28 protein-coding genes are annotated in these 25,390 nt (G+C 57.7%); 10 read left to right on the top strand and 18 right to left on the bottom strand.

The features are described from left to right. The first annotated feature begins 57 nt into the window (after positions 1 to 57). Genes IM265_RS09555 through IM265_RS09540 form a run of 4 tightly spaced genes read left to right on the top strand, consistent with a single transcriptional unit; the run spans position 58 to position 4,091 of the window. The gene (locus IM265_RS09555; RefSeq protein ID WP_193031097.1) at positions 58 to 1,056 is read left to right on the top strand and encodes an ABC transporter substrate-binding protein; all 999 of its coding nucleotides are present in this window, start codon (positions 58 to 60) and stop codon (positions 1,054 to 1,056) included. Continuing rightward, positions 1,056 to 2,093 (top strand): iron ABC transporter permease, encoded by a 1,038-nt coding sequence (locus tag IM265_RS09550; RefSeq protein WP_028014224.1) that lies wholly within the window; start codon positions 1,056 to 1,058, stop codon positions 2,091 to 2,093. Before IM265_RS09555 ends, IM265_RS09550 begins: the two co-directional genes overlap by 1 nt. Then, a complete protein-coding gene (locus tag IM265_RS09545) occupies positions 2,093 to 2,854 on the top strand; it encodes an ABC transporter ATP-binding protein (protein WP_048960092.1) in 762 nt (253 codons plus the stop codon). Before IM265_RS09550 ends, IM265_RS09545 begins: the two co-directional genes overlap by 1 nt. A 16-nt stretch (positions 2,855 to 2,870) precedes the next feature. Further along, positions 2,871 to 4,091, top strand: a complete 1,221-nt coding sequence (locus IM265_RS09540; protein WP_193031094.1) for an MFS transporter — start codon at positions 2,871 to 2,873, stop codon at positions 4,089 to 4,091. 5 nt (positions 4,092 to 4,096) lie between these two features. Here the strand turns inward: IM265_RS09540 and IM265_RS09535 are convergent, their stop codons facing one another. Then, positions 4,097 to 4,441 (bottom strand): nitrous oxide-stimulated promoter family protein, encoded by a 345-nt coding sequence (locus tag IM265_RS09535; RefSeq protein ID WP_193031092.1) that lies wholly within the window; start codon positions 4,439 to 4,441, stop codon positions 4,097 to 4,099. Positions 4,442 to 4,616: 175 nt separating this feature from the next. On the opposite strand from IM265_RS09535, the gene IM265_RS09530 reads away from it, so the two are divergent. Beyond that, positions 4,617 to 4,847, top strand: a complete 231-nt coding sequence (locus IM265_RS09530) for a SymE family type I addiction module toxin (protein ID WP_041908449.1) — start codon at positions 4,617 to 4,619, stop codon at positions 4,845 to 4,847. 113 nt (positions 4,848 to 4,960) lie between these two features. Further along, on the top strand, positions 4,961 to 7,522 hold the full coding sequence (gene mutS / locus IM265_RS09525; RefSeq protein ID WP_150144990.1) for a DNA mismatch repair protein MutS: 2,562 nt from the start codon (positions 4,961 to 4,963) through the stop codon (positions 7,520 to 7,522). A 93-nt stretch (positions 7,523 to 7,615) separates the two neighbouring features. Here the strand turns inward: mutS and IM265_RS09520 are convergent, their stop codons facing one another. From IM265_RS09520 to IM265_RS09510, 3 genes are read right to left on the bottom strand one after another with little or no spacing between them, the layout of a single operon-like run. Continuing rightward, entirely contained in the window at positions 7,616 to 7,837 is a 222-nt protein-coding gene (locus tag IM265_RS09520; protein WP_003862116.1) for a non-oxidative hydroxyarylic acid decarboxylases subunit D, read from the bottom strand. Between the two features lie 10 nt (positions 7,838 to 7,847). Beyond that, the gene (locus IM265_RS09515; protein ID WP_041908445.1) at positions 7,848 to 9,275 is read right to left on the bottom strand and encodes a non-oxidative hydroxyarylic acid decarboxylases subunit C; all 1,428 of its coding nucleotides are present in this window, start codon (positions 9,273 to 9,275) and stop codon (positions 7,848 to 7,850) included. Next, on the bottom strand, positions 9,265 to 9,867 hold the full coding sequence (locus IM265_RS09510) for a non-oxidative hydroxyarylic acid decarboxylases subunit B (RefSeq protein ID WP_028014231.1): 603 nt from the start codon (positions 9,865 to 9,867) through the stop codon (positions 9,265 to 9,267). Before IM265_RS09510 ends, IM265_RS09515 begins: the two co-directional genes overlap by 11 nt. Before the next feature lie 173 nt (positions 9,868 to 10,040). Here IM265_RS09510 and IM265_RS09505 point away from each other — a divergent pair, with 173 nt between their 5' ends. After that, complete coding sequence (locus tag IM265_RS09505; RefSeq protein WP_028014232.1) at positions 10,041 to 10,448, top strand: MarR family winged helix-turn-helix transcriptional regulator; 408 nt, start codon at positions 10,041 to 10,043, stop codon at positions 10,446 to 10,448. On the opposite strand, the gene IM265_RS09500 is transcribed toward IM265_RS09505, so the two are convergent. Next, positions 10,445 to 11,332, bottom strand: a complete 888-nt coding sequence (locus tag IM265_RS09500; RefSeq protein ID WP_045261239.1) for a LysR family transcriptional regulator — start codon at positions 11,330 to 11,332, stop codon at positions 10,445 to 10,447. The two genes, IM265_RS09505 and IM265_RS09500, sit on opposite strands and share 4 nt — an antisense overlap. Positions 11,333 to 11,440: 108 nt before the next feature. Here IM265_RS09500 and IM265_RS09495 point away from each other — a divergent pair, with 108 nt between their 5' ends. Together IM265_RS09495 and IM265_RS09490 are read left to right on the top strand one after the other, a co-directional pair. Further along, entirely contained in the window at positions 11,441 to 12,643 is a 1,203-nt protein-coding gene (locus IM265_RS09495) for an MFS transporter (protein WP_193031090.1), read from the top strand. Beyond that, positions 12,640 to 13,017, top strand: coding sequence for a DUF4440 domain-containing protein (locus IM265_RS09490; protein WP_193031089.1), 378 nt, complete (start codon positions 12,640 to 12,642; stop codon positions 13,015 to 13,017). Before IM265_RS09495 ends, IM265_RS09490 begins: the two co-directional genes overlap by 4 nt. A gap of 52 nt (positions 13,018 to 13,069) precedes the next feature. Here IM265_RS09490 and rpoS read toward each other — a convergent pair whose 3' ends face one another. The 13 genes from rpoS to cysG all read right to left on the bottom strand — a co-directional run bounded on the left by rpoS (position 13,070) and on the right by cysG (position 24,062). Then, positions 13,070 to 14,062: an RNA polymerase sigma factor RpoS gene (rpoS, locus tag IM265_RS09485; protein ID WP_013098493.1), complete on the bottom strand. Its 993-nt coding sequence runs from the start codon at positions 14,060 to 14,062 to the stop codon at positions 13,070 to 13,072. Between the two features lie 59 nt (positions 14,063 to 14,121). Next, the gene (gene nlpD / locus IM265_RS09480) at positions 14,122 to 15,246 is read right to left on the bottom strand and encodes a murein hydrolase activator NlpD (RefSeq protein WP_041908436.1); all 1,125 of its coding nucleotides are present in this window, start codon (positions 15,244 to 15,246) and stop codon (positions 14,122 to 14,124) included. Positions 15,247 to 15,362: 116 nt separating this feature from the next. Further along, on the bottom strand, positions 15,363 to 15,989 hold the full coding sequence (locus tag IM265_RS09475; RefSeq protein WP_028014237.1) for a protein-L-isoaspartate(D-aspartate) O-methyltransferase: 627 nt from the start codon (positions 15,987 to 15,989) through the stop codon (positions 15,363 to 15,365). Next, a complete protein-coding gene (gene surE, locus IM265_RS09470) occupies positions 15,983 to 16,744 on the bottom strand; it encodes a 5'/3'-nucleotidase SurE (RefSeq protein WP_028014238.1) in 762 nt (253 codons plus the stop codon). Before surE ends, IM265_RS09475 begins: the two co-directional genes overlap by 7 nt. Further along, a complete protein-coding gene (truD, locus tag IM265_RS09465; RefSeq protein ID WP_045261236.1) occupies positions 16,725 to 17,774 on the bottom strand; it encodes a tRNA pseudouridine(13) synthase TruD in 1,050 nt (349 codons plus the stop codon). The genes surE and truD overlap by 20 nt, the downstream gene beginning before the upstream one ends. Beyond that, positions 17,771 to 18,250 (bottom strand): 2-C-methyl-D-erythritol 2,4-cyclodiphosphate synthase, encoded by a 480-nt coding sequence (gene ispF, locus IM265_RS09460; RefSeq protein WP_006811766.1) that lies wholly within the window; start codon positions 18,248 to 18,250, stop codon positions 17,771 to 17,773. The genes truD and ispF overlap by 4 nt, the downstream gene beginning before the upstream one ends. Further along, complete coding sequence (gene ispD, locus IM265_RS09455; RefSeq protein ID WP_193031087.1) at positions 18,250 to 18,960, bottom strand: 2-C-methyl-D-erythritol 4-phosphate cytidylyltransferase; 711 nt, start codon at positions 18,958 to 18,960, stop codon at positions 18,250 to 18,252. Before ispD ends, ispF begins: the two co-directional genes overlap by 1 nt. Before the next feature lie 19 nt (positions 18,961 to 18,979). After that, a complete protein-coding gene (gene ftsB, locus IM265_RS09450) occupies positions 18,980 to 19,291 on the bottom strand; it encodes a cell division protein FtsB (protein ID WP_003862095.1) in 312 nt (103 codons plus the stop codon). Positions 19,292 to 19,370: 79 nt separating this feature from the next. After that, complete coding sequence (locus IM265_RS09445; protein ID WP_028014241.1) at positions 19,371 to 19,697, bottom strand: DUF3561 family protein; 327 nt, start codon at positions 19,695 to 19,697, stop codon at positions 19,371 to 19,373. 58 nt (positions 19,698 to 19,755) lie between these two features. Continuing rightward, complete coding sequence (gene cysC, locus IM265_RS09440; protein WP_028014242.1) at positions 19,756 to 20,361, bottom strand: adenylyl-sulfate kinase; 606 nt, start codon at positions 20,359 to 20,361, stop codon at positions 19,756 to 19,758. Continuing rightward, positions 20,361 to 21,785, bottom strand: a complete 1,425-nt coding sequence (gene cysN, locus IM265_RS09435) for a sulfate adenylyltransferase subunit CysN (protein WP_193031084.1) — start codon at positions 21,783 to 21,785, stop codon at positions 20,361 to 20,363. Before cysN ends, cysC begins: the two co-directional genes overlap by 1 nt. Positions 21,786 to 21,794: 9 nt before the next feature. Further along, on the bottom strand, positions 21,795 to 22,703 hold the full coding sequence (gene cysD / locus IM265_RS09430) for a sulfate adenylyltransferase subunit CysD (RefSeq protein ID WP_008499613.1): 909 nt from the start codon (positions 22,701 to 22,703) through the stop codon (positions 21,795 to 21,797). A gap of 9 nt (positions 22,704 to 22,712) precedes the next feature. After that, the gene (cysG, locus tag IM265_RS09425) at positions 22,713 to 24,062 is read right to left on the bottom strand and encodes a siroheme synthase CysG (protein ID WP_162196524.1); all 1,350 of its coding nucleotides are present in this window, start codon (positions 24,060 to 24,062) and stop codon (positions 22,713 to 22,715) included. A 246-nt stretch (positions 24,063 to 24,308) separates the two neighbouring features. On the opposite strand from cysG, the gene IM265_RS09420 reads away from it, so the two are divergent. After that, positions 24,309 to 25,352 (top strand): aminopeptidase, encoded by a 1,044-nt coding sequence (locus tag IM265_RS09420; protein WP_193031082.1) that lies wholly within the window; start codon positions 24,309 to 24,311, stop codon positions 25,350 to 25,352. The last annotated feature ends 38 nt before the right edge of the window (positions 25,353 to 25,390 follow it).

Genomic DNA, 25,390 nt, shown 5'->3' with positions numbered 1-25,390 from the left:
GCCTTAATAATGCGTTTCATTTGCATCAAAAATAATATTAATGAAGGGTAGCGTTTCATGAAGAAGGTCATCTGCGCGTTAGGCCTGGCGATTGCGTCGGTCAGTTCTGCTCTGGCAACCACATATCCTCTGACGATTGAAAACTGTGGCTATAAAGAGACATTCACTAAAGCGCCGGAACGCGTCGTGGCCCTCGGTCAGAACACCGTGGAAATTTTGCTCCTGCTGGGACTGGAAGATAAGGTCAAAGCCAGCGCCTTCTGGCCGACCAAAGTGCTGCCGCAGCTGGCTGAGCAGAATACAAAAATCAAAACCCTGACCGTCGAAATTCCGACTCTTGAATCCATCCTTGCGCAAAACCCCGATTTTGTTCCTGCACAGCTGCCGCTGCTGCTTGGGCCGGAAAGTAAGGTCGCAAAACGTGAAGATCTGGCTACCGTCGGCGTGAACAGCTATTTATCTCCAGGCATGTGCGCCACCAAAAAAGCGGCAGGCGATATGTACGGCAGCCGCCAGACGCTGTGGGATATGACGTACCTTTATAAAGAGATTGAAGATTTCGCGAAGATTTTCAACGTTGAAGCGCGCGGCCAGGCCGTTATCGCTGATTTCAAAAAACGTGAGGCCGACCTGCGTCAGGAATTTGGTAAAAACAAAAAAGATCTCTCGTTTGTTTTCTGGTTCTCAAGCGCCTCGCCTTCGGCAGATGCCTATGTCGGCGGGAAAAACAGCGCCTCCGGTTTTATTGCTAACGTGCTGGGTGGCCATAACGCCATTACCGCTGAGACCGAATGGCCGACCGTCGGCTGGGAAAGTATTATTGCCGCGAACCCTGATGTGATTGTCGTCTCCAGTCTGGACCGCAACCGCTGGGCGCTGGATAACGCGGATGAGAAAATCAAATTCCTGAAAAGCGATCCTGCCGTGAGCCAGCTTGATGCCGTCAAAAAAGGCCATATCGTGGTGATGGACGGTCAGGCGATGAACCCGACGATTCGTACGATTTACGGTGCTGAACAGGTGGGTGAACAGCTCAGAAAACTGGGGCTGAACTGATGACGGCAGCCGTACTTCAGGCCCGCCAGGGCCTGATCCTGACCACATCCGCTCTGCTTGCCGTTGTCCTGCTGTTTTTAGTGATTGCTCTTGGTGTCAGCGTCGGCGAGCTGTCGATTCCGCTGTCCAACGTCTTTTACGCTATTGGTAATAAGCTGGGGCTGACCGACGTTCCGCTCAACCGCATCTATGAGAGCGTGATCTGGGACTTTCGCCTGAGCCGCGCGCTGGTGGCGGCCTGCTGCGGGGCCGGTTTAGCCATCTGCGGTGCCGTGCTGCAAAGCCTGCTGAAGAACGCGCTGGCGGAACCTTACGTGCTCGGCGTGTCGGCGGGTGCCTCAACCGGGGCGGTGTCGGTCGTCGTCCTGGGCATCGGCACCGGCGCGGTGTCGCTCTCTGCGGGGGCGTTTGCCGGGGCGTTCGCCGCCTTTGCGTTTGTCGCCTTTCTGACGAACGGCGCGCGCGGCGGCAATGAACGCACCATTCTGGCAGGCGTTGCTGCATCTCAGCTTTTCAACGCCATTACCGCCTACACCATCAGCACCTCCGCCAGCGCGCAGCAGGCGCGCGACGTGATGTTCTGGCTGCTGGGCAGCTTTAGCGGCGTGCGTTGGCCGGAATTCCAGCTGGCGCTGGTTGTCGTGCTGGCGGGCCTTGCCGTCTGCCTCTACTATTCCCGGGCGCTGGACGCCTTTACCTTTGGTGATGACGCGGCTGCCTCCTTAGGCATTGCCGTGCCCTGGGTGCGTCTTGCCCTGTTTACCACCACGGCCCTGATCACCGCGACCATCGTCAGCATGGCGGGCTCAATCGGCTTTGTAGGGCTGGTGGTGCCGCACGTTATGCGCTTCCTGTTCGGGCCGCTGCACCGCACGCTGCTGATTGCCAGCGCGCTGGCGGGGGCGATCCTGATGGTGCTGGCCGATATCGCCTCGCGGATGCTGATTGCGCCGCAGAGCCTGCCCGTCGGCGTGGTCACCGCGCTGGTGGGCGTACCTTTCTTTGCCGTGATTATCTACCGTTCAAGGAATAAGTGATGAGTATCTGCGCTGAAAATATTACCTGGAAGGTGGGCAAAAAAGTTATCGTCAATGGTGTCTCGCTGAAGGTTTCACGCGGCGAAACGGTGGGTTTGCTTGGTCCTAACGGCTGCGGCAAATCGTCCCTTTTGCGTATCCTGGCAGGCCTGCGTCGCCCGGATGCGGGCAGCGTGACCCTGGACGGGCAGGACATTTCCCGCATCGCCAAAAAGCAGCTTGCCCGCCGTGTGGCGTTCGTTGAGCAGCACGGGATGACCGACGCCAACATGCGCGTGCGCGACGTGGTCAAACTTGGACGTATTCCGCACCACTCCCCTTTTTCTAACTGGAGCGCGCAGGATGACGACACCGTCACCGCGGCTCTGCAGCGTGTCGATATGCTGGACCGCAGCGAGCAGGGCTGGCTGAGCCTGTCCGGCGGCGAGCGTCAGCGGGTGCATATTGCCCGCGCGCTGGCGCAAACGCCAACCGAAATCCTGCTGGATGAACCGACCAACCACCTGGATATCCATCATCAGATGCAGTTGATGCAGTTGATCAGCCAATTACCCGTTACCAGTATCGTCGCCATCCACGATCTCAACCACGCTTCAATGTTCTGCGACTCGCTGATTGTGATGCAGAAAGGGCAAATTGTGGCGACCGGAACGCCGCAGGACATCTTATCCGAGTCGTTGCTCTGGGATGTCTTTCGGGTCAAAACCAAAATTGAGATCTCGCCGTTTCATGGCAAAAAGCACATTCACTTTATCGTTTAGGGACGAGTGATCGACAATGTCCCTTCGCCCCGCCACCACGCTCTGGCCGCCCGTTTTACTGGGTAGCCAGTTTGTTTTTAACATTGGGTTTTACGCCGTCGTTCCCTTCCTGGCGATATTTCTGCGCGACGACATGCTGCTCTCCGGCGGGCTCATCGGGCTGATCCTGGGCCTGCGCACGTTCTCGCAGCAGGGGATGTTTATCGTTGGCGGTGCGCTCTCGGACCGGTTTGGCGCGAAGGTCATCATCCTCAGCGGCTGTATAGTTCGTGTTTCAGGCTATCTGCTGCTGGCCTTCGGGGGATCGCTGTGGCCGATTATTCTGGGCGCGTGTCTGACGGGCGTCGGCGGCGCGTTATTTTCTCCCTCAATTGAGGCTCTGCTGGCGAAAGCGGGTACCCACAGCGAGGCGAAAGGGAAACGAAGCCGGGCGGAGTGGTTTGCGCTCTTTGCCGTCTGCGGGGAGCTCGGCGCGGTACTGGGCCCGGTTGCTGGCGCTCTGCTAACGGGGCTTGGCTTCCGCCAGGTGGCGCTGGCGGGGGCAGGCGTCTTTATCATTGCGCTAGTGGTGCTTTACTTCTGTCTGCCTGCTGCCGGGCAACGTTCACAGAAGATAAAAATAGTGCCCTGGTGGACGACGTTCCGCCAGCCGCGCTTTGTCGCCTTTATCATTGCCTACAGCTCCTGGCTGTTAAGCTATAACCAGCTCTATCTGGCGCTGCCGGTGGAGATCCAGCGCTCCGGCGGTAACGAGAAAGATCTCGGCCCGCTTTTTATGCTGGCCTCCGTTCTGATCATTACCTTACAGCTGCCGCTGGCGCGTTTCGCCCGACGCGTGGGCGCGGTGAACATTCTTCCGGTGGGCTTTTTGCTGCTTTCCGCCGCCTTTGTGAGCGTGGCAATGTTTGCGGCAACAGAACCGCCTGAGGGCTGGCTGCGGCTTCTGCCCTCGGTCTCGTTTGTCACGCTGCTGACGCTGGGGCAGATGCTGCTGGTGCCGTCGGCAAAAGATCTCATTCCGCGGTTCGCCGATGAATCCACGCTGGGCGCGCACTATGGCGCACTCTCCACCGCCGGAGGCATTGCGGTACTGGCTGGAAACTTATTACTTGGCAGCCTGCTGGATCGCGCGCTGGTGCCTTCAACGCAGGCGATTTACCCGTGGCTGCTGCTGGCGCTCTTTCCACTCTGCAGCGCGCTGGCCCTGAACGTGATTTGCCGCCCGCTACGAAGCTGATCGGTTCACTTTTTCGGGCGATACTTCTCCGGCAGTTCCGGCACCGGACGACGGTCATCCATCAGATGGAGGACGGTCAGAATGGGGTGACGCCATAACATACGCGGGCCTGCCCAGCGCATAATCTGCTTCATCTCTTCACGTCTGGCAGGCTGGTAGCAGTGCACCGGGCATTGTTTACAGGCGGGCTTTTCTTCACCAAAAACGCACTTATCCAGGCGCTTATCAGCATACGCGTTGAGCGCCTGATAATGCCCCACTTCCTGAGAAGCCTGTGGACACTGCTTTGCGTACAACGCGATCATTTTCGCGATGGTCTCTTTTTCACGTGATATGCGTTTACCGGTCATAGCGACTTACCAAATAATAAGATGCATCAATAATACACTTTAAAACTGTGGATTTCAGGTGTTGCATTCCGTTTTCTGAAGCCTGATTCCACTATTAACCCTGCACCTCCTGAAAATCACTGGTATTTTATACAGGCATCAGGAATGACCGTTGTCCGTATAGTCTGGAGACCCTATGAAAGAGATCGCGATCGGCAAACCCTACCGCCATTTAAAAGTGGGATATTTCAGAAAACGTCACGAGGATCGAAAAACGAAGATACCAAAGCGATACAGCGTGCATGCGGCGCTGAGCTTAAAAGGAGACTGGCTTGAAAAGGCGGGCTTTACCACCAACTCCCAGGTCAGGGTGGGCGTTGAGCATGGAAAAATCGTCATTGAGTTAATGTCTGAAGGTGCCTCGTAAAGCCGCCACATTTTTCTGCGCCGTACCTTTTTTTCATGCGACAATAGAACGAACAAACGGCCATTGAGCCGCTCAAAACGGTTTATTTTCAAAGAAATGGACATCATAACTCCATGAGCACAATCGACAATTTCGACGCACATACGCCGATGATGCAGCAGTACCTGAAGCTGAAGGCACAGCATCCGGAAATCCTGCTGTTTTACCGCATGGGCGATTTTTACGAGCTGTTTTATGACGATGCTAAACGTGCCTCGCAGTTGCTCGACATCTCGCTAACCAAACGTGGCGCATCCGCAGGCGAGCCCATCCCGATGGCCGGTATCCCGCACCACGCGGTTGAAAACTATTTGGCCAAGCTGGTGAATCAGGGTGAGTCCGTTGCCATCTGCGAACAAATCGGCGATCCGGCAACCTCGAAAGGCCCGGTTGAGCGTAAAGTCGTACGCATCGTCACGCCAGGCACCATCAGTGATGAAGCCCTGCTTCAGGAGCGCCAGGATAACCTGCTGGCAGCGCTGTGGCAGGACGGCAAAGGGTTTGGCTACGCCACGCTGGACATCAGCTCCGGGCGTTTTCGCCTGAGTGAGCCGGCTGACCGCGAAACGATGGCTGCCGAACTGCAGCGCACCAACCCGGCAGAATTGCTCTACGCCGAAGACTTCGCCGAAATGGCGCTGATTGAAGGCCGTCGCGGATTGCGCCGTCGCCCGCTGTGGGAATTTGAAATTGATACCGCGCGCCAGCAGCTGAACCTGCAGTTCGGTACCCGCGATCTGATTGGCTTTGGCGTGGAAAATGCTCCACGCGGGCTGTGTGCCGCAGGTTGCCTGCTGCAGTACGTGAAAGACACCCAGCGCACCGCCCTGCCGCATATCCGCTCTATCACCATGGAGCGCCAGCAGGACAGCATCATCATGGATGCCGCCACGCGCCGTAACCTGGAGATCACCCAGAACCTGGCAGGTGGCGTTGAAAACACGCTCGCGTCGGTGCTCGACAGCACGGTGACGCCAATGGGCAGTCGCATGCTGAAGCGCTGGCTGCATATGCCGATTCGCGATACGGATACGCTTGTCTGCCGTCAGCAGACGATTGCTGCGTTGCAGGATCGCTATACCGAGCTGCAGCCGGTCCTGCGCCAGGTGGGCGATCTGGAGCGTATCCTGGCCCGTCTGGCATTGCGCACCGCGCGCCCGCGTGACCTCGCGCGGATGCGTCATGCTTTCCAGCAGCTGCCGGAACTGCGTGCGCAGCTGAGTGACATTGACAGCGCGCCGGTACAGAAACTCCGTGAAACGATGGGCGAATTCACTGAACTTCGCGAGCTGCTGGAGCGCGCCATTATTGATGCGCCTCCGGTTCTGGTGCGCGATGGCGGCGTGATTGCTCCAGGCTACAACGAGGAGCTGGACGAATGGCGCGCGCTGGCCGACGGCGCGACGGACTATCTCGATAAGCTGGAAATTCGCGAACGCGAGCGTCTTGGGCTCGACACGCTGAAAGTGGGGTATAACGCGGTACACGGTTACTACATTCAGATCAGCCGCGGGCAAAGCCATCTGGCGCCGATTCACTACGTACGTCGTCAGACCTTGAAAAACGCCGAGCGTTACATCATTCCCGAGCTGAAAGAGTACGAGGACAAAGTACTCACCTCGAAAGGTAAAGCCCTGGCGCTGGAAAAACAGCTGTATGACGAGCTGTTTGACATGCTGATGCCACACCTGGCTGACCTGCAGCTCAGCGCCAGCGCGTTGGCGGAGCTGGACGTGCTGGTGAACCTGGCTGAACGGGCTGAAACGCTGAACTATACCTGCCCGACTTTTACCGACAAGCCCGGCATTCGCATTACGGAAGGCCGTCACCCGGTCGTTGAGCAGGTGCTGAACGAACCGTTCATCGCCAACCCGCTGAGCCTCTCGCCGCAGAGAAGAATGCTGATCATTACCGGCCCGAACATGGGCGGTAAGAGTACCTACATGCGCCAGACGGCGCTGATTGCTTTGCTCGCGTATATCGGCAGCTACGTCCCGGCGCAAAAAGTGGAGATTGGCCCCATCGATCGTATCTTCACCCGCGTTGGGGCAGCGGACGATCTGGCGAGCGGTCGCTCAACCTTCATGGTCGAGATGACCGAAACGGCTAATATTCTGCATAACGCGACGGAGCACAGCCTGGTGCTGATGGACGAAGTGGGACGCGGAACCTCAACCTATGACGGCCTGTCACTGGCCTGGGCCTGTGCTGAAAGCCTCGCGAATAAAATCAAGGCTATGACGCTGTTCGCCACCCACTACTTCGAGCTGACGCAGCTGCCGGAGAAAATGGAAGGCGTGGCTAACGTTCATCTTGATGCGCTGGAGCACGGCGATACCATTGCCTTTATGCACACGGTGCAGGATGGCGCGGCGAGCAAGAGCTATGGCCTGGCCGTTGCGGCGCTGGCAGGTGTACCAAAAGAGGTGATCAAGCGCGCTCGCCAGAAGCTGCGTGAGCTGGAAAGCCTCTCGCCGAATGCGGCGGCGACGCAGATTGATGGCACCCAGATGTCGCTGTTGGCACCAGCTGAAGAAACGTCGCCTGCGGTGGAAGCGCTGGAGAACCTCGACCCGGATTCACTGACGCCGCGTCAGGCGCTGGAGTGGATTTATCGGTTGAAGAGTCTGGTTTAGTTTTCTGCGGTCTGTTTTGTCGGGTGGCGGCTTCGCCTTACCCGACCTACAAAACCCGTAGGCCCGGTAAGCGCAGCGCTACCGGGCTTATTTTTACAACAGCGGCGGGATCGTCGGCACCTGCGGTGCTTCATCAATATCCTTCTGCGTCATGCGGAACGCTTCCGGGTAATGCTCGCGGCTGGTACGACGCAGCGGTTCGGTATCGCGCCAGGTATAAAGACAATGCTGGCACTGGTAAACGGTCCAGACCCCTTTCACCGGTGACGTCGCCATCACTTCAATATGCTCATCGGCACAACGTGGACAAATCATCTTTTCCTCCTTATTGGCGTGCTGCCAGCATCGCGGTCAGTTTTTCAGCCCAGGCTTTAGTTTCAGGCAGATCCTGTACCGGCTGGCTGTAGTGGCCACGGGTGTCCGGTGCAACAGGCGTGGTGGCATCAATAATCAGTTTGTCGGTAATGCCCGCCGGGCTGGAGCCAGGGTCGAGTTCAAGCACTGACATGTTCGGCAGCTGCACCAGATCCCCTGCCGGATTGACCTTCGATGAGAGCGCCCACATCACCTGCGGGAGGTTGAACGGATCGACATCCTCATCCACCATAATCACCATCTTCACGTAGCCCAGACCGTGCGGCGTGGTCATGGCGCGTAAACCGACCGCGCGGGCAAAACCACCGTAGCGTTTTTTGGTGGAGATAATTGCCAGCAGACCGTGGGTGTACATCGCGTTCACCGCCTGCACTTCCGGGAATTCCGCCTTCAGCTGCTGGTAAAGCGGCACGCAGGTGGCTGGTCCCATCAGATAGTCAATCTCGGTCCACGGCATGCCGAGGTAAAGGGATTCGAAGATCGGTTTGGTGCGGTAAGAAACTTTGTCGATACGGACCACTGTCATATTACGGCCACCGGAATAGTGTCCGGTAAACTCGCCGAACGGCCCTTCGATTTCACGTTTGCGGCCTTCAATCACCCCTTCCAGGATCACTTCAGACCCCCACGGCACGTCGAAGCCGGTCAGCGGCGCGGTGGCAATCGGGTACGGGCTTTCGCGCAGCGCGCCGGCCATTTCATACTCAGACTGATCGTATTTCAGCGGCGTGGCGCCCATCAGGGTGATGATCGGGTCGTTGCCGAGAGTAATCGCGATCGGCAGATCTTGTCCGCGCTCTTCCGCTTTGTGCAGATGGAGGGCGATATCGTGCATCGGTACCGGCTGCAGACCGAGCTTGCGCTTGCCCTTGACCTCCATGCGGTAGATCCCGACGTTCTGCTTGCCGAAATGGTCCGGGTCGAGCGGATCGCGCGAGACAACGCACGCTTTATCGAGATAAAAACCGCCGTCACCGTCGTTCAGGCGAAACAGCGGCAGGATATCGAACAGGTTAATGTCTTCACCGTCGACCGTATTTTGCGCCCAGGCCGGGTTAGCGCGGCGCTCCGGCGTAACGGGGAATTTATCCCAGCGGCGAATAAACTCGTCGATCTGTTTTTTTACCGGGGTATTCGCTGGCAGCCCCATGGATATGGCGTGGTTTTGCCACGAGCCGATGGTGTTCATCACCACGCGGGCATCGGTAAAGCCACGAATATTGTCGAACCACAGCGCGGGCGCGCCGTCGCCAATACGGCCTGTGGCGTTGGCTGCCGCCGCCAGATCCGGCTCCGCATTCACCTCTTCCTCAATTTTCAGCAGTTGCCCTTGCTCATCGAGCGCCTGCAGGAAGCTTCTCAAATCATCAAATGCCATCTTTGTTCTCCTGTGAAAAATGTTTCGCCTCCCGCAACCCGTTCCATCGGCGCGCCTTTTTGTGCTCCAGACCAAACTGGTCGAGCACACGGGTGACGATATGCTGGGTGATGTCATCGGCGGTTTGCGGGTGGTTGTAATACGCAGGCATGGGCGGCACCATCGCCACGCCCATGCGGGAAAGCGCCAGCATGTTCTCCAGATGAATGGTGCTGAGCGGCGTTTCGCGGGGAACGAGCACCAGCTTGCGGCCCTCTTTCAGCACCACATCTGCCGCACGGCCCACCAGCCCTTCGGCGTAGCCCGCGCGGATCCCCGCCAGCGTTTTCATGCTGCAGGGAATGACGATCATGCCGTCGGTGCGAAACGAGCCGGAGGAGATAGTGGCGGCCTGGTCAGCCGGGCTGTGAACAACGTCAGCCAGCGCAGCAACGTCCTGCACGCTGTAAGGCGTTTCCAGCTCAATGGTTGTTTTTGCCCACTTCGACATGACCAGATGGGTCTCTACCTCCGGCATTTCCCTCAGCGCCAGCAGCAGCGCCACGCCCAGCGGAGCCCCCGTTGCTCCTGTCATTCCCACGATCAATCTCATTCATCACCTCAATCAATTTGTTCGTGTACGAACATTTAAAGATAAACTACCCCCGGATCGCTCTACTGACAAGATCGTTCGCACACGATCACATTAATTGCTAAAAAATCCCGCGTTATCATCCCGGGCTTTAGCGGCTATCATAGGGGGTGATTTTTTCTGTCGGAGTGTTCATGGAACTAAGACAAGAGGCGTTCCACCTGTTACGTCAGCTTTTTCAACAGCATACCGCTAAGTGGCAACATTCCCTGCCGGAACTGACCAAGCCGCAGTATGCGGTTATGCGCTCCATTGCCGAGCACCCGGGCATTGAGCAGGTGGCATTGACCGAAGTGGCGGTCAGCACGAAGGCGACGCTGGCGGAGATGCTCAGCCGAATGGAGGCGCGCGGGCTGGTCAAACGCGAGCACGATCCCGCAGATAAGCGCCGCCGGTTTGTCTTCCTGACGCCAGAAGGCGAAGCCCTGCTTGCAGACTGCCAGCCGGTCGGCAACGAGGTGGATGAGGCGTTTTTAGGGCGTCTTAATAAGGCCGAACGGGAGCAGTTCTCTGCGCTCATCAAAAAGATGATGCACGATTAATTCACCCTGGCGCGCATAAAATCAATAAAGGTGCGCACTTTCGCAGGCACGTGCCGGGCATCCGGATAAACCGCGTGGATGCCCTGCCGCGCGAAGGTATATTCCGGTAAAACCGGGACCAGTTTTCCCGCATCAAGCGCATCGCGCACCAGCCATTCCGGCAGTAACGCCACGCCACTTCCCGCAAGCGCAAAAGCCATAAGCGCCTGCGCGCTGTCGGCAAACAGGCGCGGCGCTTTTTTTATCTCAAGCATTTCAGGCGCACCGCTGGCATCTTTTACCTGCCAGCGCAGCGGCGACGCTAAGCGCTCGTGAATAATCCAGTCGGCTTGCGCCAGCTGCGCAAGCGATTCAACCGGATGATTCATCCGCCATTCCGGCGTCGCGACGGGCAGGATGGAAAAATGTGAAATCAATGCGGCGTGGTAGCGCGAGTCGGTAAGCGTTCCCAACCGAATAGCCACGTCAAAGCGCTCTGAGATCAGGTCGGCATGGAGTGAAGACGAAACATGACGCACGCGAAGCTCCGGGTGCAGCTGGCTAAACCTTGCCAGCAACGGTACCACGACCCGCGAACCATACTCAGGGGTGGTGGTGATCCGCAATTCCCCCGTGAGTCCTGCATGATTCGCGCGAACATCATCCTGCAGCCGTTCTGCGTCCTTCAGAAGCGCCACGCTGCGCTGATGAAAAAGCGCTCCCGCCTCGGTTAACGTCAGGCGGCGGGTGGAGCGCAGCAGCAGCGTCACCCCCAGCTCGGCTTCGAGCTGGCGAATATTGAAGCTGACCACGGCTTTTGTCAGGCCCAGTGCATCGGCTGCGGCAGTGAAGCTGCCGGTATCGGCCACCGCAACAAACATCTGCGTCCGCTGTAGGTTAATCATCATTACGCCTTTTACCGTCAAAATTTTTTTGACAGTATATCGCGCTTTGTCAGGTTTATCCGTGCTTTCGGGGTCGATACGATACGCCACCTCACGGGAGGATCCACCATGACGTATCGCAGCAAAGTCGCCGCTGTCTATCTGCTGGGCTTTTTTCTTGATTTGATCAACATGTTTATTGCCAGCGTCGCTTTTCCGGCGATGGCGCAAGCTCTTAACGCCACGCCTTCAGCGCTTGCCTGGGTCAGTAACGGGTATATTGCCGGCCTGACGCTGGCGATCCCGTTTAGCAGCATGCTCACGCGCCGCTTCGGACCAAAGCGGGTCATCCTGATCTCGCTTTTTCTGTTCAGCGCGGCTTCTGCTGCGGCAGGCTTGTCTGCAACGCTGGAAAGTCTGATCGCCTGGCGCGTGCTGCAGGGCGTGGGCGGTGGCTTACTGATCCCCGTCGGACAGGCGCTGACCTGGCAACTGTTTCAGCCTCACGAGCGAGCCAGACTCTCCTCGGCGGTCATGCTGGTCGCGCTGCTTGCTCCCGCCTGCTCCCCCGCTATCGGGGGCCTGCTGGTGCAGATGCTAAGCTGGCGGTGGATATTTTTCGCGACGCTTCCGGTGGCCATCCTGACCTTTGTGTTGGCCTGCCTGTGGCTTAAACATGAAATACCCGCGATGAAAGCGGCCAGGCTGCTCAACCTGCGGTTGCTCGCGGACCCGCTTTTGCGTTTTGCCATGCTTGTCTATGTATGCGTTCCTGGCGTATTTATCGGGGTAAACGTTACGGGCATGTTTTATCTTCAGCACGAGGCGAACATGAGTCCAGCCGCAACGGGTATGCTCATGCTGCCGTGGTCCGTGGCATCGTTTATCGCCATCACGGCGACGGGACGCTATTTTAACCGTATCGGCCCACAGCCGCTGATTGTTATCGGCTGCCTGCTGCAGGCGACGGGCATTCTGCTTTTGCTTAACGTCAGTTCGGCTACGCTGCTTCCGGTCGTTGCGTTTACCCTGATGGGCGCGGGGGGCAGCCTGTGCAGCAGTACCGCTCAGAGCAGCGCTTTTCTGACAACGCGCCGGGAAGAGATGCCGGATGCCAGCGCGCTGTGGAATCTCAATCGTCAGTTGAGCTTTTTTGCCGGAGCCCTGCTGCTGGCAGAGGTGCTGAGTCTGGCGCAAAGTTATCTGGCGCCGCTCGCCGCCTGGCACGGAATGTTTCTTTTTGCCGCAGGCATGACCCTATTGCCTGTACTGTACGTTTTCCGACTTAACAATACGCAGGTGCTCGCCCAGCTGCGACAGGAGAATTCATGACGCCTTTTGAACACGACATTATCGACCTCCATATTGCGCTTGAAAACTGGTTAGGCAAAGGCGAAGGCGACTCCGACGCCCTGCTCGCCCGTTTCCGGCCAGATTTTCTGATGATCCCACCGAGTGGCGTTCATATCGACTATCACGGCCTTGTGGGCTTTCTGCACAGTCAGCGAGGAAGCCGCCCCGGACTGAAGATCGTCATTGACGAATTATCCACGATCGAGCACTGGGATCGTGGCGCGGTACTGCACTACCGGGAGACGCAAACCCGACCGGACCTGCCCGTCAACGTGCGCTGGTCAACCGCGGTGCTTAATCAGGAAGGCGGCGGGATTACATGGCGTCTGCTGCACGAAACGGCCCAGCCGTAGCACAAAAGAAAAAGGCCCGTCTCACGACGGGCCTTTTTTGACGAAAGGATGCTTATTCGCGGAACAGCGCTTCGATATTCAGACCTTGCCCCTGCAGGATTTCACGCAGGCGGCGCAGACCTTCTACCTGAATCTGACGAACACGTTCACGGGTCAGGCCAATTTCGCGGCCGACGTCTTCCAGTGTCGCAGCTTCATACCCCAGTAAACCGAAACGACGTGCCAGCACTTCACGCTGTTTGGCGTTCAGTTCGAACAGCCATTTGACGATGCTCTGCTTCATGTCATCGTCCTGCGTGGTGTCTTCCGGGCCGTTGTCTTTTTCATCGGCCAGGATGTCCAGCAGCGCTTTTTCGGAGTCACCTCCCAGCGGGGTGTCAACCGAGGTAATGCGCTCGTTGAGACGCAGCATACGGCTTACGTCATCAACCGGTTTGTCGAGTTGTTCGGCAATTTCTTCTGCGCTTGGCTCGTGGTCCAGTTTATGGGACAACTCGCGCGCGGTACGCAGATAGACGTTCAACTCTTTGACGATGTGGATCGGCAGTCGGATCGTACGGGTCTGGTTCATAATAGCCCGTTCGATGGTCTGACGAATCCACCAGGTCGCGTAGGTTGAGAAACGGAACCCGCGTTCCGGGTCAAACTTCTCAACTGCGCGGATGAGACCTAAGTTGCCCTCTTCAATCAGATCCAGCAGAGCCAGACCACGATTGCCGTAACGGCGGGCAATTTTCACGACCAGTCGCAGGTTACTTTCGATCATGCGACGACGCGAGGCAACATCACCACGCAAAGCACGACGTGCGAAATAGACTTCTTCTTCGGCCGTTAGCAGTGGGGAGTAACCAATCTCCCCAAGGTAAAGCTGAGTCGCGTCCAGTACACGCTGTGTGGCGCCCTGCGATAACAGCTCTTCTTCAGCCAAATCGTTATCACTGGGTTCCTCTTCTACTAAGGCTTTTTCGTCAAAAGCCTCTGCTCCGTTCTCATCAAATTCCGCGTCTTCATTTAAATCATGAACTTTCAGCGTATTCTGACTCATAAGGTGGCTCCTACCCGTGATCCCTGAACGAGACACCCTGGCTGGCATGCCCCGTCAATTTATCGCTGCGGCAAGTACTGCAGCGGGTTTACGGATTTCCCCTTGTAACGAATTTCAAAATGCAAGCGTGTAGAACTGGTTCCGGTGCTACCCATGGTAGCGATTTTTTGCCCCGCCTTAACTTCTTGTTGTTCCCGGACCAGCATTGTGTCGTTATGGGCGTAGGCACTCAGGTAATCATCGTTATGTTTGATGATAATCAGATTACCGTAACCGCGCAGCGCGTTACCGGCATACACAACGCGTCCGTCTGCGGTCGCGATGATAGCCTGTCCTTTACTGCCTGCGATATCGATCCCTTTGTTCCCACCCTCAGAGGTTGCGAAGTTCTCGATAATCTTGCCGTCGGTCGGCCAGCGCCATGCGGTGATGGACGAACTGGCATTCTGACTGCTTGCAGTCGGTTCAGTAGAGCTAACCACAGGTGCCGTGGTCGGTGCTGTGACAACAGTCGCAGTCCCTTTATTATTCGGCAACATTTTGTTAGCAGTCTGATCACCTGAATCCTCAGAATACGTAATTACAGGTTGTGAAGCAACCACCGTGGTGGATTTTTGTGCAGGCTTGACGCTGTTATTTTGAGCCGTCACATCGGCCGCTGAAACCGTATTGCCAGGCGTCAGTGGCGTACCCGTTGCGTTGCCCACCTGGAGCGTTTGGCCAACTTCCAGAGCATACGGGGCCTGGACGTTATTGCGCTGCGCGAGGTCACGGAAATCGTTCCCGGTGATCCAGGCAATGTAGAACAGCGTATCGCCACGCTTCACGGTATAGGTGCTGCCGCCGGTATAGCTGCCTTTCGGAATGTTCCCATACTGGCGGTTATAGACTATGCGGCCATTTTGGGTCTGAACAGGCTGTTCAACTGGCTGAATCTGCGTTGGCTGTGTAACAGGATGTTGCACAGGCTGAATTTGTGGTGTTTGCTGCGGCGCAGCAGTACCCATTTTAGGCGGAGGCGTGATCAACATTCCGCTGGACGTGTTACCGGAGCCGCTGTTTCCCCCGACGGAACTGACGGGCGCAGGCGCGTTGTTGGAACTTGTACAGCCTGCCAGCCAGAGCGAAACCAGTGATAATGCCGCAACACGGCTGATGGTGAATTTAGGGCTTCCCGCGCTCATTTATCCCCCAGGAATGTGTTAACTACCAGTGACTTAAAATTTACCGTGATGACACGAATCTTTCGCGCCACACCATACGCTGAATTTGCCTTAATAACCCTGGATAAATCCGAGTCTCAGGCCAACTCCCCCTTTACCAGAGGCACAAAGCGCACGGCTTCCACGGTGTCGATAATATACTCGCCGCCGCGCCGACGAACGCGCTTTAATAGCTGCTGCTCGTCCCCGACGGGCAGAACAAGAATGCCCCCCTCATCCAGCTGCGACAAGAGCGCAGCGGGAATTTCAGGCGGAGCCGCCGTCACGATGATAGCGTCAAACGGGGCGCGAGCCTGCCAACCCTGCCATCCATCACCGTGTCGTGTCGAAACATTATGTAAATCAAGTTGTTTCAGGCGACGACGCGCCTGCCATTGCAAACCTTTGATCCGCTCTACGGAACAGACATGGTGTACCAGATGCGCCAGGATGGCGGTCTGATACCCCGACCCGGTGCCAATCTCCAGCACGCGTGAGTCGGGCGTGAGCTCCAGCAGCTCCGTCATCCGCGCCACCATATAAGGCTGCGAAATCGTCTGGCCTTGCCCGATGGGCAGCGCTACGTTTTCCCACGCTTTGTGTTCAAACGCCTCGTCTACAAATTTCTCACGCGGGACCTGAGCGAGCGCTTCAAGCACGTGCTCGTCGCGGATCCCCTGTGCGCGAAGTTGTTCCAGAAGAGTTTGTACACGTTTGCTTACCATTGCGCGTTCACTCCTGCGCGATCCAGCCAGCCCGACACCACATCATGCGCGCTATACGCGGTTAAATCTACGTGCAGCGGAGTGACCGAGACATAGCCTTCATCCACGGCGGCAAAGTCGGTGTCCGGACCCGCATCGCACTTATCGCCAGGAGGCCCGATCCAGTAAAGCGTGTTGCCGCGAGGATCCTGCTGCGGGATCACCTGATCGGCCGGATGCCGGCTTCCGCAGCGCGTAACGCGAATACCCTTAATTTCATTGAGAGGAAGATCCGGCACGTTGATGTTGAGAATGCGCCCGGTACGCAGCGGCTCGCGGCCGAGCGCCCGCAGGATCGAGCAGGTCACCGCGGCGGCGGTATCGTAGTGCGTGTGCCCGTTTAACGAGACCGCCAGCGCCGGGAACCCCAGATGGCGCCCTTCCATTGCCGCCGCTACCGTTCCGGAGTAAATCACGTCATCGCCGAGGTTCGGCCCGGCGTTAATGCCGGAGACGACGATATCCGGACGCGGGCGCATCAGCGCGTTCACGCCCAGAAACACGCAGTCCGTCGGCGTGCCCATCTGCACGGCAATATCGCCATTTTCAAAGGTAAAGGTGCGAAGCGACGACTCCAGCGTCAGTGAGTTAGACGCTCCACTGCGGTTACGATCGGGGGCCACAACCTGCACATCCGCAAATTCACGGAGGTGCTTCGCCAGGGTCTGAATGCCCGGCGCGTGGATCCCGTCATCGTTACTCAGCAATATTCGCATAATCACCCGAGGTGTTGATTAGTTCCCTGACAACACTGGTGGCAAAGCTACCTGCCGGCAGCCAGAAGCGTAACTCGACGGTCACGTCATCCCACCAGTTCCAGCTTAACTGCTGCGGATAGAGCAGCATCGCGCGGCGCGCTGCTTCGACTTTTTCCCGCACCAGCAAGGATTGTAATTCCGGCGCATCCGCCACGGCGGACTGCTCAGCGCTCAACGCGTCGCCCTGGGTGCCCCAGTCGCCTGAGCCCGGCAAAGCTGCGGTAATCATCAGCGCTTTGGCATCCACGCGCGACTGCACATCGGCCATTTCTTCGGCCGTTGCCACAAACCAGCTTCCGCGTCCCGCTAATTGTAGCGCATCGCCAACAACAACTTGATTCGCGTCCGGTTTTTTCAGCCTTTCGCTCACAATCTGATTAAACAACGCGCTGCGGGCCGCCGACAACCAAAAACTGCGTTTATTCCTGTCGCGCACCGGCGCATCGCTTTGCGCCCAGCGCAGCGCGCCCTGTAGGTTGCTGCCGCCAATGCCAAAGCGCTGCGCGCCAAAGTAGTTCGGAACGCCGCGTTCATTGATGGCATTCAGGCGCTTTTCAACGTCTTCACGGTTAGTCACTTCGCGCAGCACCAGCGTAAACGCGTTGCCTTTCAACGCCCCCAGGCGCAGCTTGCGCTTGTGGCGGGCGTACTCCAGCACCTTACAGCCTTCAAGCTCAAATTTGCTTAAATCAGGCATCGCATTGCCGGGTACGCGGGCGCAGAGCCACTGCTCGGTGACGGCGTGTTTATCTTTCTGCCCGGCAAAGCTCACTTCCCGGGCGTGAATTTTGAGGAATTTTGCCAGCGCGTCGGCCACAAAGCGGGTGTTGCAGCCGTTTTTCAGAATACGCACCAGGATATGTTCGCCTTCGCCATCGGGCTCAAAGCCCAGATCCTCCACCACGAGGAAATCTTCCGGGCTGGCTTTCAGCACCCCGTTCCCCTGCGGCTTGCCGTGCAGGTATGTCAGGTTATCGAAGTCCGTCATTTTGCCGCCTTCACCAGCAGCGCCACGGCTTCACAGGCAATCCCTTCGCCACGACCGGTAAAGCCCAGCTTCTCCGTGGTGGTGGCTTTGACGTTGACGTCGTCCATATGGCAGCCCAGATCTTCAGCGATAAATACGCGCATCTGCGGAATGTGCGGCAGCATTTTCGGGGCCTGGGCAATAATCGTCACGTCGACGTTGCCGAGGGTGTAACCTTTCGCCTGAATGCGGCGCCACGCTTCGCGCAGCAATTCGCGGCTGTCCGCCCCTTTAAAGGCCGGGTCGGTGTCCGGGAACAGCTTGCCGATATCACCCAGCGCGGCAGCGCCGAGCAGCGCGTCGGTCAGCGCATGCAGCGCCACGTCGCCATCAGAATGCGCCAGCAGCCCTTTTTCGTAAGGAATACGTACGCCGCCAATGATAATTGGGCCTTCTCCGCCAAAGGCGTGTACATCAAAACCGTGTCCAATTCGCATTATGCCTTCTCCTGATGGGTCGAACGGGTAAGATAAAATTCCGCGAGCTGTAAATCTTCCGGGCGCGTCACTTTTATATTATCAGCGCGCCCTTCAACAAGCGTGGGGTGAAAACCGCAATACTCCAGCGCGGAGGCTTCGTCCGTGATGGTCGCGCCTTCATTAAGTGCACGCGTTAAGCAGTCGTGGAGCAGTTCGCGGGGGAAAAATTGCGGCGTCAGCGCGTGCCATAAGTCGACGCGCTCAACGGTATGGGCGATGGCTCGCTTGCCCGGCTCGGCACGCTTCATGGTGTCGCGCACCGGCGCGGCCAGAATGCCGCCCACTTTACTGGTTTCGCTCAGCGCCAGCAGGCGTGCCAGGTCGTCCTGATGCAGGCACGGACGTGCCGCGTCATGGACCAGCACCCACTTGGCGCTTCCGGCAGCCTGAATGCCCGCCAGCACGGAATCGGCGCGCTCGGCGCCGCCATCAACTACGGTAATCTGTGGGTGGTTTGCCAGCGGCAGCTGCGCAAAGCGGGCATCGCCGGGACTGATGGCGATGACCACGTGCGTCACCCGCGGGTGCGCCAGCAGCGCCGCCACGGCGTGCTCAAGGATCGTTTTATCGCCAATTGAGAGGTACTGCTTGGGACATTCTGTCTGCATGCGCCGGCCAAAACCTGCGGCCGGCACCACGGCACATACGTCCGAAAAAGTTGCTGCCATGTCGTAATCCTGGGCCTGATTATCGATTGTTTTGTGCTGAGCCCTGATTGCGTTTAGACGCATCCGGAACCAGACGATAAAAGGTTTCGCCCGGCTTAGTCATACTGAGTTCATTGCGTGCGCGCTCCTCAATCGCCTCCTGGCCGCCATTGAGGTCATCAATTTCAGCAAAAAGTTGATCGTTACGCGCCTTAAGTTTGGCATTTGTTGCCTGCTGAGCCGCGACGTCATCGCTCACCCGGCTGTAGTCGTGCAGCCCGTTCTTACCGAACCACAACGAATATTGCAGCCAGACCAGCAAAGCCAGCAACAGCAGCGTTAGTTTACCCATCCTGCCCCCTGAAAAAACGGCATCATCATCCCATAACTTTCCGTTCGACTCTACTGCGGGGTTTTAATTATGTCGCAAGTTAGCCCATCAGCCATAAAAACAGCAGGCCAAAGATGACGACAACGGTGGCAATCGTGATAACCGTACTGTACAGGAGCTTGCCGTTGAAAAGGGAGTGCAGCGCAACCCCGACAACGACCGCAACGGGCATCAGCGCCAGGAAGAAGGGCCAGGTGTAGAGAAAGAAGAAAAGGGTGTTACCACCGTAGATCAAAAACGGGATACCCAGCGCCAGTAACCACGACGCAAAGCCGACTATCGCCCCAGGGAAGGACCAGGTCGTCTCATTGTCGGTGGTTAACGGTTCCGACCCGGTGGTGATAATGTAGTTTTCACTGTTGCGCATAGCTAATCCTGTGACCGTGACTCATCGTTCGGGAAGACAGCTCCCGAACGATACCGCCTCAGGATCTGATAATATCGTCCCGTCTGAGCAGGTCTAATAATTGGCTTACTAAATTTGTTACCAATTGTTGACCTTCCAGGTGAATCTCAGGCGATTCAGGCGCTTCGTAAACCGAGTCAATTCCGGTGAAGTTTCGCAGCTCGCCGGCACGCGCTTTTTTGTACAGCCCTTTCGGATCGCGCGCTTCGCAGATCTCCAGCGGCGTATCGACAAACACTTCGATAAAGCGATCCTGACCCACGCGCTCGCGCACCATCTGGCGCTCTGCGCGGTGTGGCGAGATAAACGCCGTCAGCACCACCAGCCCGGCGTCTGCCATCAGGCTGGCGACTTCACCTACCCGGCGAATGTTCTCTTTGCGGTCGTCGTCGCTGAACCCCAAATCGCTGCACAGGCCGTGACGCACGTTGTCGCCATCCAGCAGGTAGGTACTTACTCCCTGCTGATGCAGCGCCTCTTCCAGTGCGCCCGCCACCGTGGATTTACCGGAGCCAGACAGCCCGGTAAACCACAGCACCACCCCACGGTGGCCGTGAAGCTGTTCGCGCTGGGCGACGGTGACCGGATGAGGATGCCAGACGACGTTCTCATCATGGGCGGCCATTACTTGCCTCCCAGCAGATCGCGGGCGCCCCAGTGCGGGAAGTGCTTACGCACCAGCGCGTTCAGCTCCAGCTCGAAGGCGCTGAACTCAGAGGTCACGCTCGCCTGCGCGTTAGGCTCGCGCACCATGCCAGCACCGACGGTAACGTTGGTCAGGCGGTCAATAAAGATCAGCCCGCCCGTCACCGGGTTCTGCTGATACGGATCCAGCACCAGCGGCTCGTCGAAGGTCAGATCCACCAGGCCAATACCGTTCAGCGGCAGCTCGCTCACGTCACGGTGGGTCAGGTTGTTGATGTCCACCTGGAACTGAATGCCGTCCACGCGGGCGCGGGTTTTCTTGCCCGCAATTTTGATGTCGTAGCTCTGGCCTGCGGTCAGCGGCTGTTCGGCCATCCACACTACGTCCACGGACGCGCCATGCACCGCCGCCAGCGTCTCCTGCGCGTCGACCAGCAGGTCACCGCGGCTGATATCAATTTCGTCTTTCAGCACCAGCGTGACCGCTTCCCCTGCCCCGGCTTCCTGCAGGTCGCCGTCGAACGTCACGATGCGAGCGATTGCTGACTCCACGCCGGATGGCAGTACCTTCACGCGCTGCCCCACCTTCACGGAACCGGAAGCAATAGTGCCGGAGAAGCCGCGGAAATCGAGGTTTGGACGGTTCACGTACTGCACCGGGAAGCGCATTGGCTGAGTGTCGACCACGCGATGAATTTCAACGGTCTCCAGCACTTCCAGCAGCGTCGGGCCGCTGTACCACGGCATGTTCGCGCTCTGGGAGGCGACGTTATCCCCTTCCAGCGCCGAGAGCGGCACAAAGCGAATATCCAGGTTGCCCGGCAGCTGTTCGGCAAAGGTCAGGTAGCTCTGGCGGATCTCCTCGAATTTTTCTTCGCTGAAGTTCACCAGATCCATCTTGTTGACCGCCACCACCAGGTGCTTGATCCCCAGCAAAGTGGAGATAAAGCTGTGGCGACGGGTTTGATCCAGCACGCCTTTACGGGCGTCCATCAGCAGGATCGCCAGATCGCAGGTGGATGCGCCGGTCGCCATATTGCGGGTGTACTGCTCGTGCCCCGGGGTGTCGGCGATAATAAACTTGCGCTTCTCGGTGGAGAAATAGCGATAGGCCACGTCAATAGTGATGCCCTGCTCGCGCTCCGCCTGCAGGCCGTCCACCAGCAGCGCCAGGTCAAGTTTTTCGCCCTGGGTGCCGTGACGCTTGCTGTCGTTATGCAGGGAAGAGAGCTGATCTTCATAAATCTGGCGCGTGTCGTGCAGCAGGCGGCCAATCAGGGTACTTTTCCCGTCATCCACGCTGCCGCAGGTCAGAAAGCGCAGCAGGCTTTTATGTTGTTGGGCGTGCAGATACGCTTCCACGCCGCCTTCGTTGGCAATTTGTTGAGCAATAGTGGTGTTCATGGCGGCTCCTTAGAAATAACCCTGACGTTTCTTCAGCTCCATGGAGCCTGCCTGGTCGCGGTCAATCACGCGCCCCTGTCGCTCGCTGGTGGTGGACACCAGCATCTCTTCGATGATCTCCGGCAGCGTCTGCGCGTTCGATTCCACCGCGCCGGTCAGCGGCCAGCAGCCGAGGGTACGGAAACGGACCATCTGTTTTTTGATCACTTCACCCGGCTGCAGGTCGATACGATCGTCGTCAATCATCATCAGCATGCCGTCGCGCTCCAGCACCGGGCGCTCGGCGGCCAGGTACAGCGGAACAATCTCGATGTTTTCCAGATAGATGTACTGCCAGATATCCAGTTCGGTCCAGTTAGAGAGCGGGAAGACGCGAATGCTTTCGCCCTTGTTGATCTGGCCGTTGTAGTTGTGCCACAGCTCCGGGCGCTGGTTTTTCGGATCCCAGCGATGGAAGCGGTCGCGGAAGGAGTAGATTCGCTCTTTGGCGCGGGATTTTTCTTCGTCACGCCGCGCGCCGCCGAAGGCCGCGTCAAAACCGTACTTATTCAGCGCCTGCTTCAGCCCTTCGGTTTTCATGATGTCGGTATGCTTGGCGCTGCCGTGGACGAACGGGTTAATACCCATCGCCACCCCTTCCGGATTTTTGTGCACCAGCAGCTCGCAGCCGTAGGCTTTGGCGGTACGGTCGCGGAATTCGTACATTTCGCGGAATTTCCAGCCGGTATCCACGTGCAGCAGCGGGAACGGCAGCGTGCCCGGATAAAACGCTTTACGCGCCAGGTGCAGCATGACGCTGGAATCTTTACCGATGGAGTACATCATCACCGGGTTAGAGAACTCGGCGGCCACTTCGCGGATAATATGGATACTTTCCGCTTCGAGCTGCCGCAGGTGAGTAAGTCGTTTTTGGTCCATAACCGTTCCTTAAGCCAAATTTACAACAGAAGAACCAAAGCCTTCTGTATCGGTTGTGTGTTGGAACCAGGCGAGGGTGCTGTGCAGCTGCACCACCTCTCCCACCACGATCAGGGCAGGCATCGGGGCGTCTTTCGCCAGGGTTGCAAGGTCTTGTAATGTGCCGATAGCGACATGCTGATCGACGCGCGTACCGCGAGAAATGACGGCAACGGGCGTCGTCGCCTCGCGACCGTGCTGAATAAGCTGTTCGCTGATGTCCGCGGCCTTCATCGTGCCCATGTATATCGCCAGCGTTTGTCGGCTCTGGGCGAGGTGCGACCAGTCGAACGGCGTGCTGTCGGCCTTGTAGTGCCCGGTCACAAAGGTGACGCTCTGGGCGTAATCGCGATGGGTCAGCGGAATGCCGGCGTAGGCCGTCACCGCAGAGGCCGCCGTGATGCCGGGCACCACCTGGAACGGTACGCCCGCCTCGGCTGCCGCCTGCAGTTCTTCACCGCCACGACCGAAAATGAACGGGTCGCCCCCTTTCAGGCGGACCACGGTTTTGCCCGCTTTCGCGGCGTCAATCAGCATCTGGTTGGTATCGTGCTGCGGCACGGAGTGTTCCCCCGCCCGTTTGCCGACGCAGATTTGCTCCGCATCGCGACGGATCAGCTCGCGCACGCCATCGGTGACCAGGTGGTCGTAGAACACCACGTCCGCATCCTGCAGCACCTGCAGGCCGCGCAGCGTCAGCAAACCGGCATCCCCCGGCCCGGCTCCCACCAGAATAATTTCCCCGCCCGTACTGCCGGGGTTATCCAGTTCGTCTTCGAGAATTTTCTGCGCCGCCGTCTCATTGCCCGCCTGCATCAGGCTGGCAAAGCGGCCGCGAAATACGCGCTCCCAGAAGCGACGGCGTTCCGTCACGCTGGTCAGGCGGTTTTTTAAATGGTTGCGCCAGTAGCTGGCTTTCTCCGCCATGCGCCCGAGGCTGGTCGGCAGCAGCGCTTCGATCTTTTCCCGCAGCACGCGCGCCAGCACTGGCGCGGTGCCGCCGGAGGAGATCGCCACCAGCAGCGGTGAGCGGTCAACGATCGACGGGAAGATAAACGAGCATAAAGGCTGGTCGTCCACCACGTTCACCAGACGGTAACGGGCCTGGGCCGCGTCGGAGACCCGCCGGTTAAGTTCCCGATTTTCAGTCGCCGCAATCACAAGCACCACGCTGTCGATCTGTGACTCGTCGAAATCCGCCTCTTCAACAACCCGCACCTGTGCCCCTGCGCGCTGCAAAAACGCGATTTTGCGATCGGCAATTTCTCCCGTGCCGACAACCAGTACCGGTCGGTCTTTTAAGGCGGCAAAAAGGGGCAGATAGTCCACAGGCAACAACTCACTAACAACGAGGAATAGAGGGACTATAGGGGGCGGCTTAGATCGAATGAAATTACGAATTGGAATGAGTAGTTACTCAATGGAATAACGCCGTGAAAAAGCAAATACCAAAAAATGCTTAACACGCGAAATTTCGGGCATTTAAGAGCAATTCAAATTGTGTATGGACGATCACAGTTTCATACTATGCACGTTATTATTTTGCTCTGTTTTTAAGGACTCACTATGTTTTCCGCAACGCGCCACCGTATTGCTGCCCTGGCGCTCGGCGTTTGCTTTATCCTTCCGGCTCAGGCAAAAAATCAACCTTATGGTGAAATCGCCACTATGCAGGCGCGACATATTGCGACGGTTTTCCCTGGCCGCATGACCGGTTCACCCGCGGAGATGCTCTCCGCCGACTATATTCGCCAGCAGTTTGCACAGATGGGCTACCAGAGTGACATACGCTCGTTTCACAGCCGCTACATCTATACCTCACGCAATAAAACGCAAAACTGGCATAACGTGACCGGCAGCACGGTGATTGCGGCGCATGAGGGGAAAGCGGCTGAGCAGATTATTATCATGGCGCACCTGGATACCTATGCGCCAATGAGCGACGCCGATATTGATAATAACCTCGGGGGACTGACGCTGCAGGGCATGGACGATAACGCAGCGGGTCTCGGCGTGATGCTTGAACTGGCTGAACGCCTTAAAAATATTCCGACGAAATACGGTATTCGCTTTGTGGCGACCAGCGGCGAAGAAGAAGGAAAACTCGGCGCTGAGAATCTCCTTAAACGGATGAGCGCTGAGGAGAAGAAAAATACGCTGCTGGTGATTAACCTCGATAACCTGATCGTGGGCGATAAGCTCTATTTTAATAGTGGACAGAGCACGCCGAGCAGCGTGCGTAAACTCACCCGCGACCGTGCGCTGGCGCTTGCCCGTACGCATGGCGTCTATGCTGCAACAAACCCAGGCGGTAACCCGGATTACCCAAAAGGCACTGGCTGTTGTAACGACGGGGAAATATTTGATAAGGCAGGCATTCCGGTGCTGTACGTCGAGGCGACGAACTGGGCGCTGGGCAAAAAGGATGGCTATCAGCAGCGCGCTAAATCGAAAGCGTTCCCGGACGGGACCAGCTGGCATGACGTGCGGCTGGATAATCAGCAGCACATTGATAAAACGCTGCCGCAGCGGATTGAGAACCGCAGCCGGGACGTGGTGAAAGTGATGCTGCCGCTGGTGAAGGAGCTGGCGAAAGCGGGCAAAGCCTGATGTCGTTAAGCCCGGTAAGCGCAGCGCCACCGGGCGAA

Source organism: Enterobacter cloacae complex sp. P17RS (assembly GCF_014895885.1).
Classification (GTDB): Bacteria; Pseudomonadota; Gammaproteobacteria; order Enterobacterales; family Enterobacteriaceae; genus Enterobacter; species Enterobacter bugandensis.
This window is presented reverse-complemented; position numbering and strand designations above follow the sequence as displayed.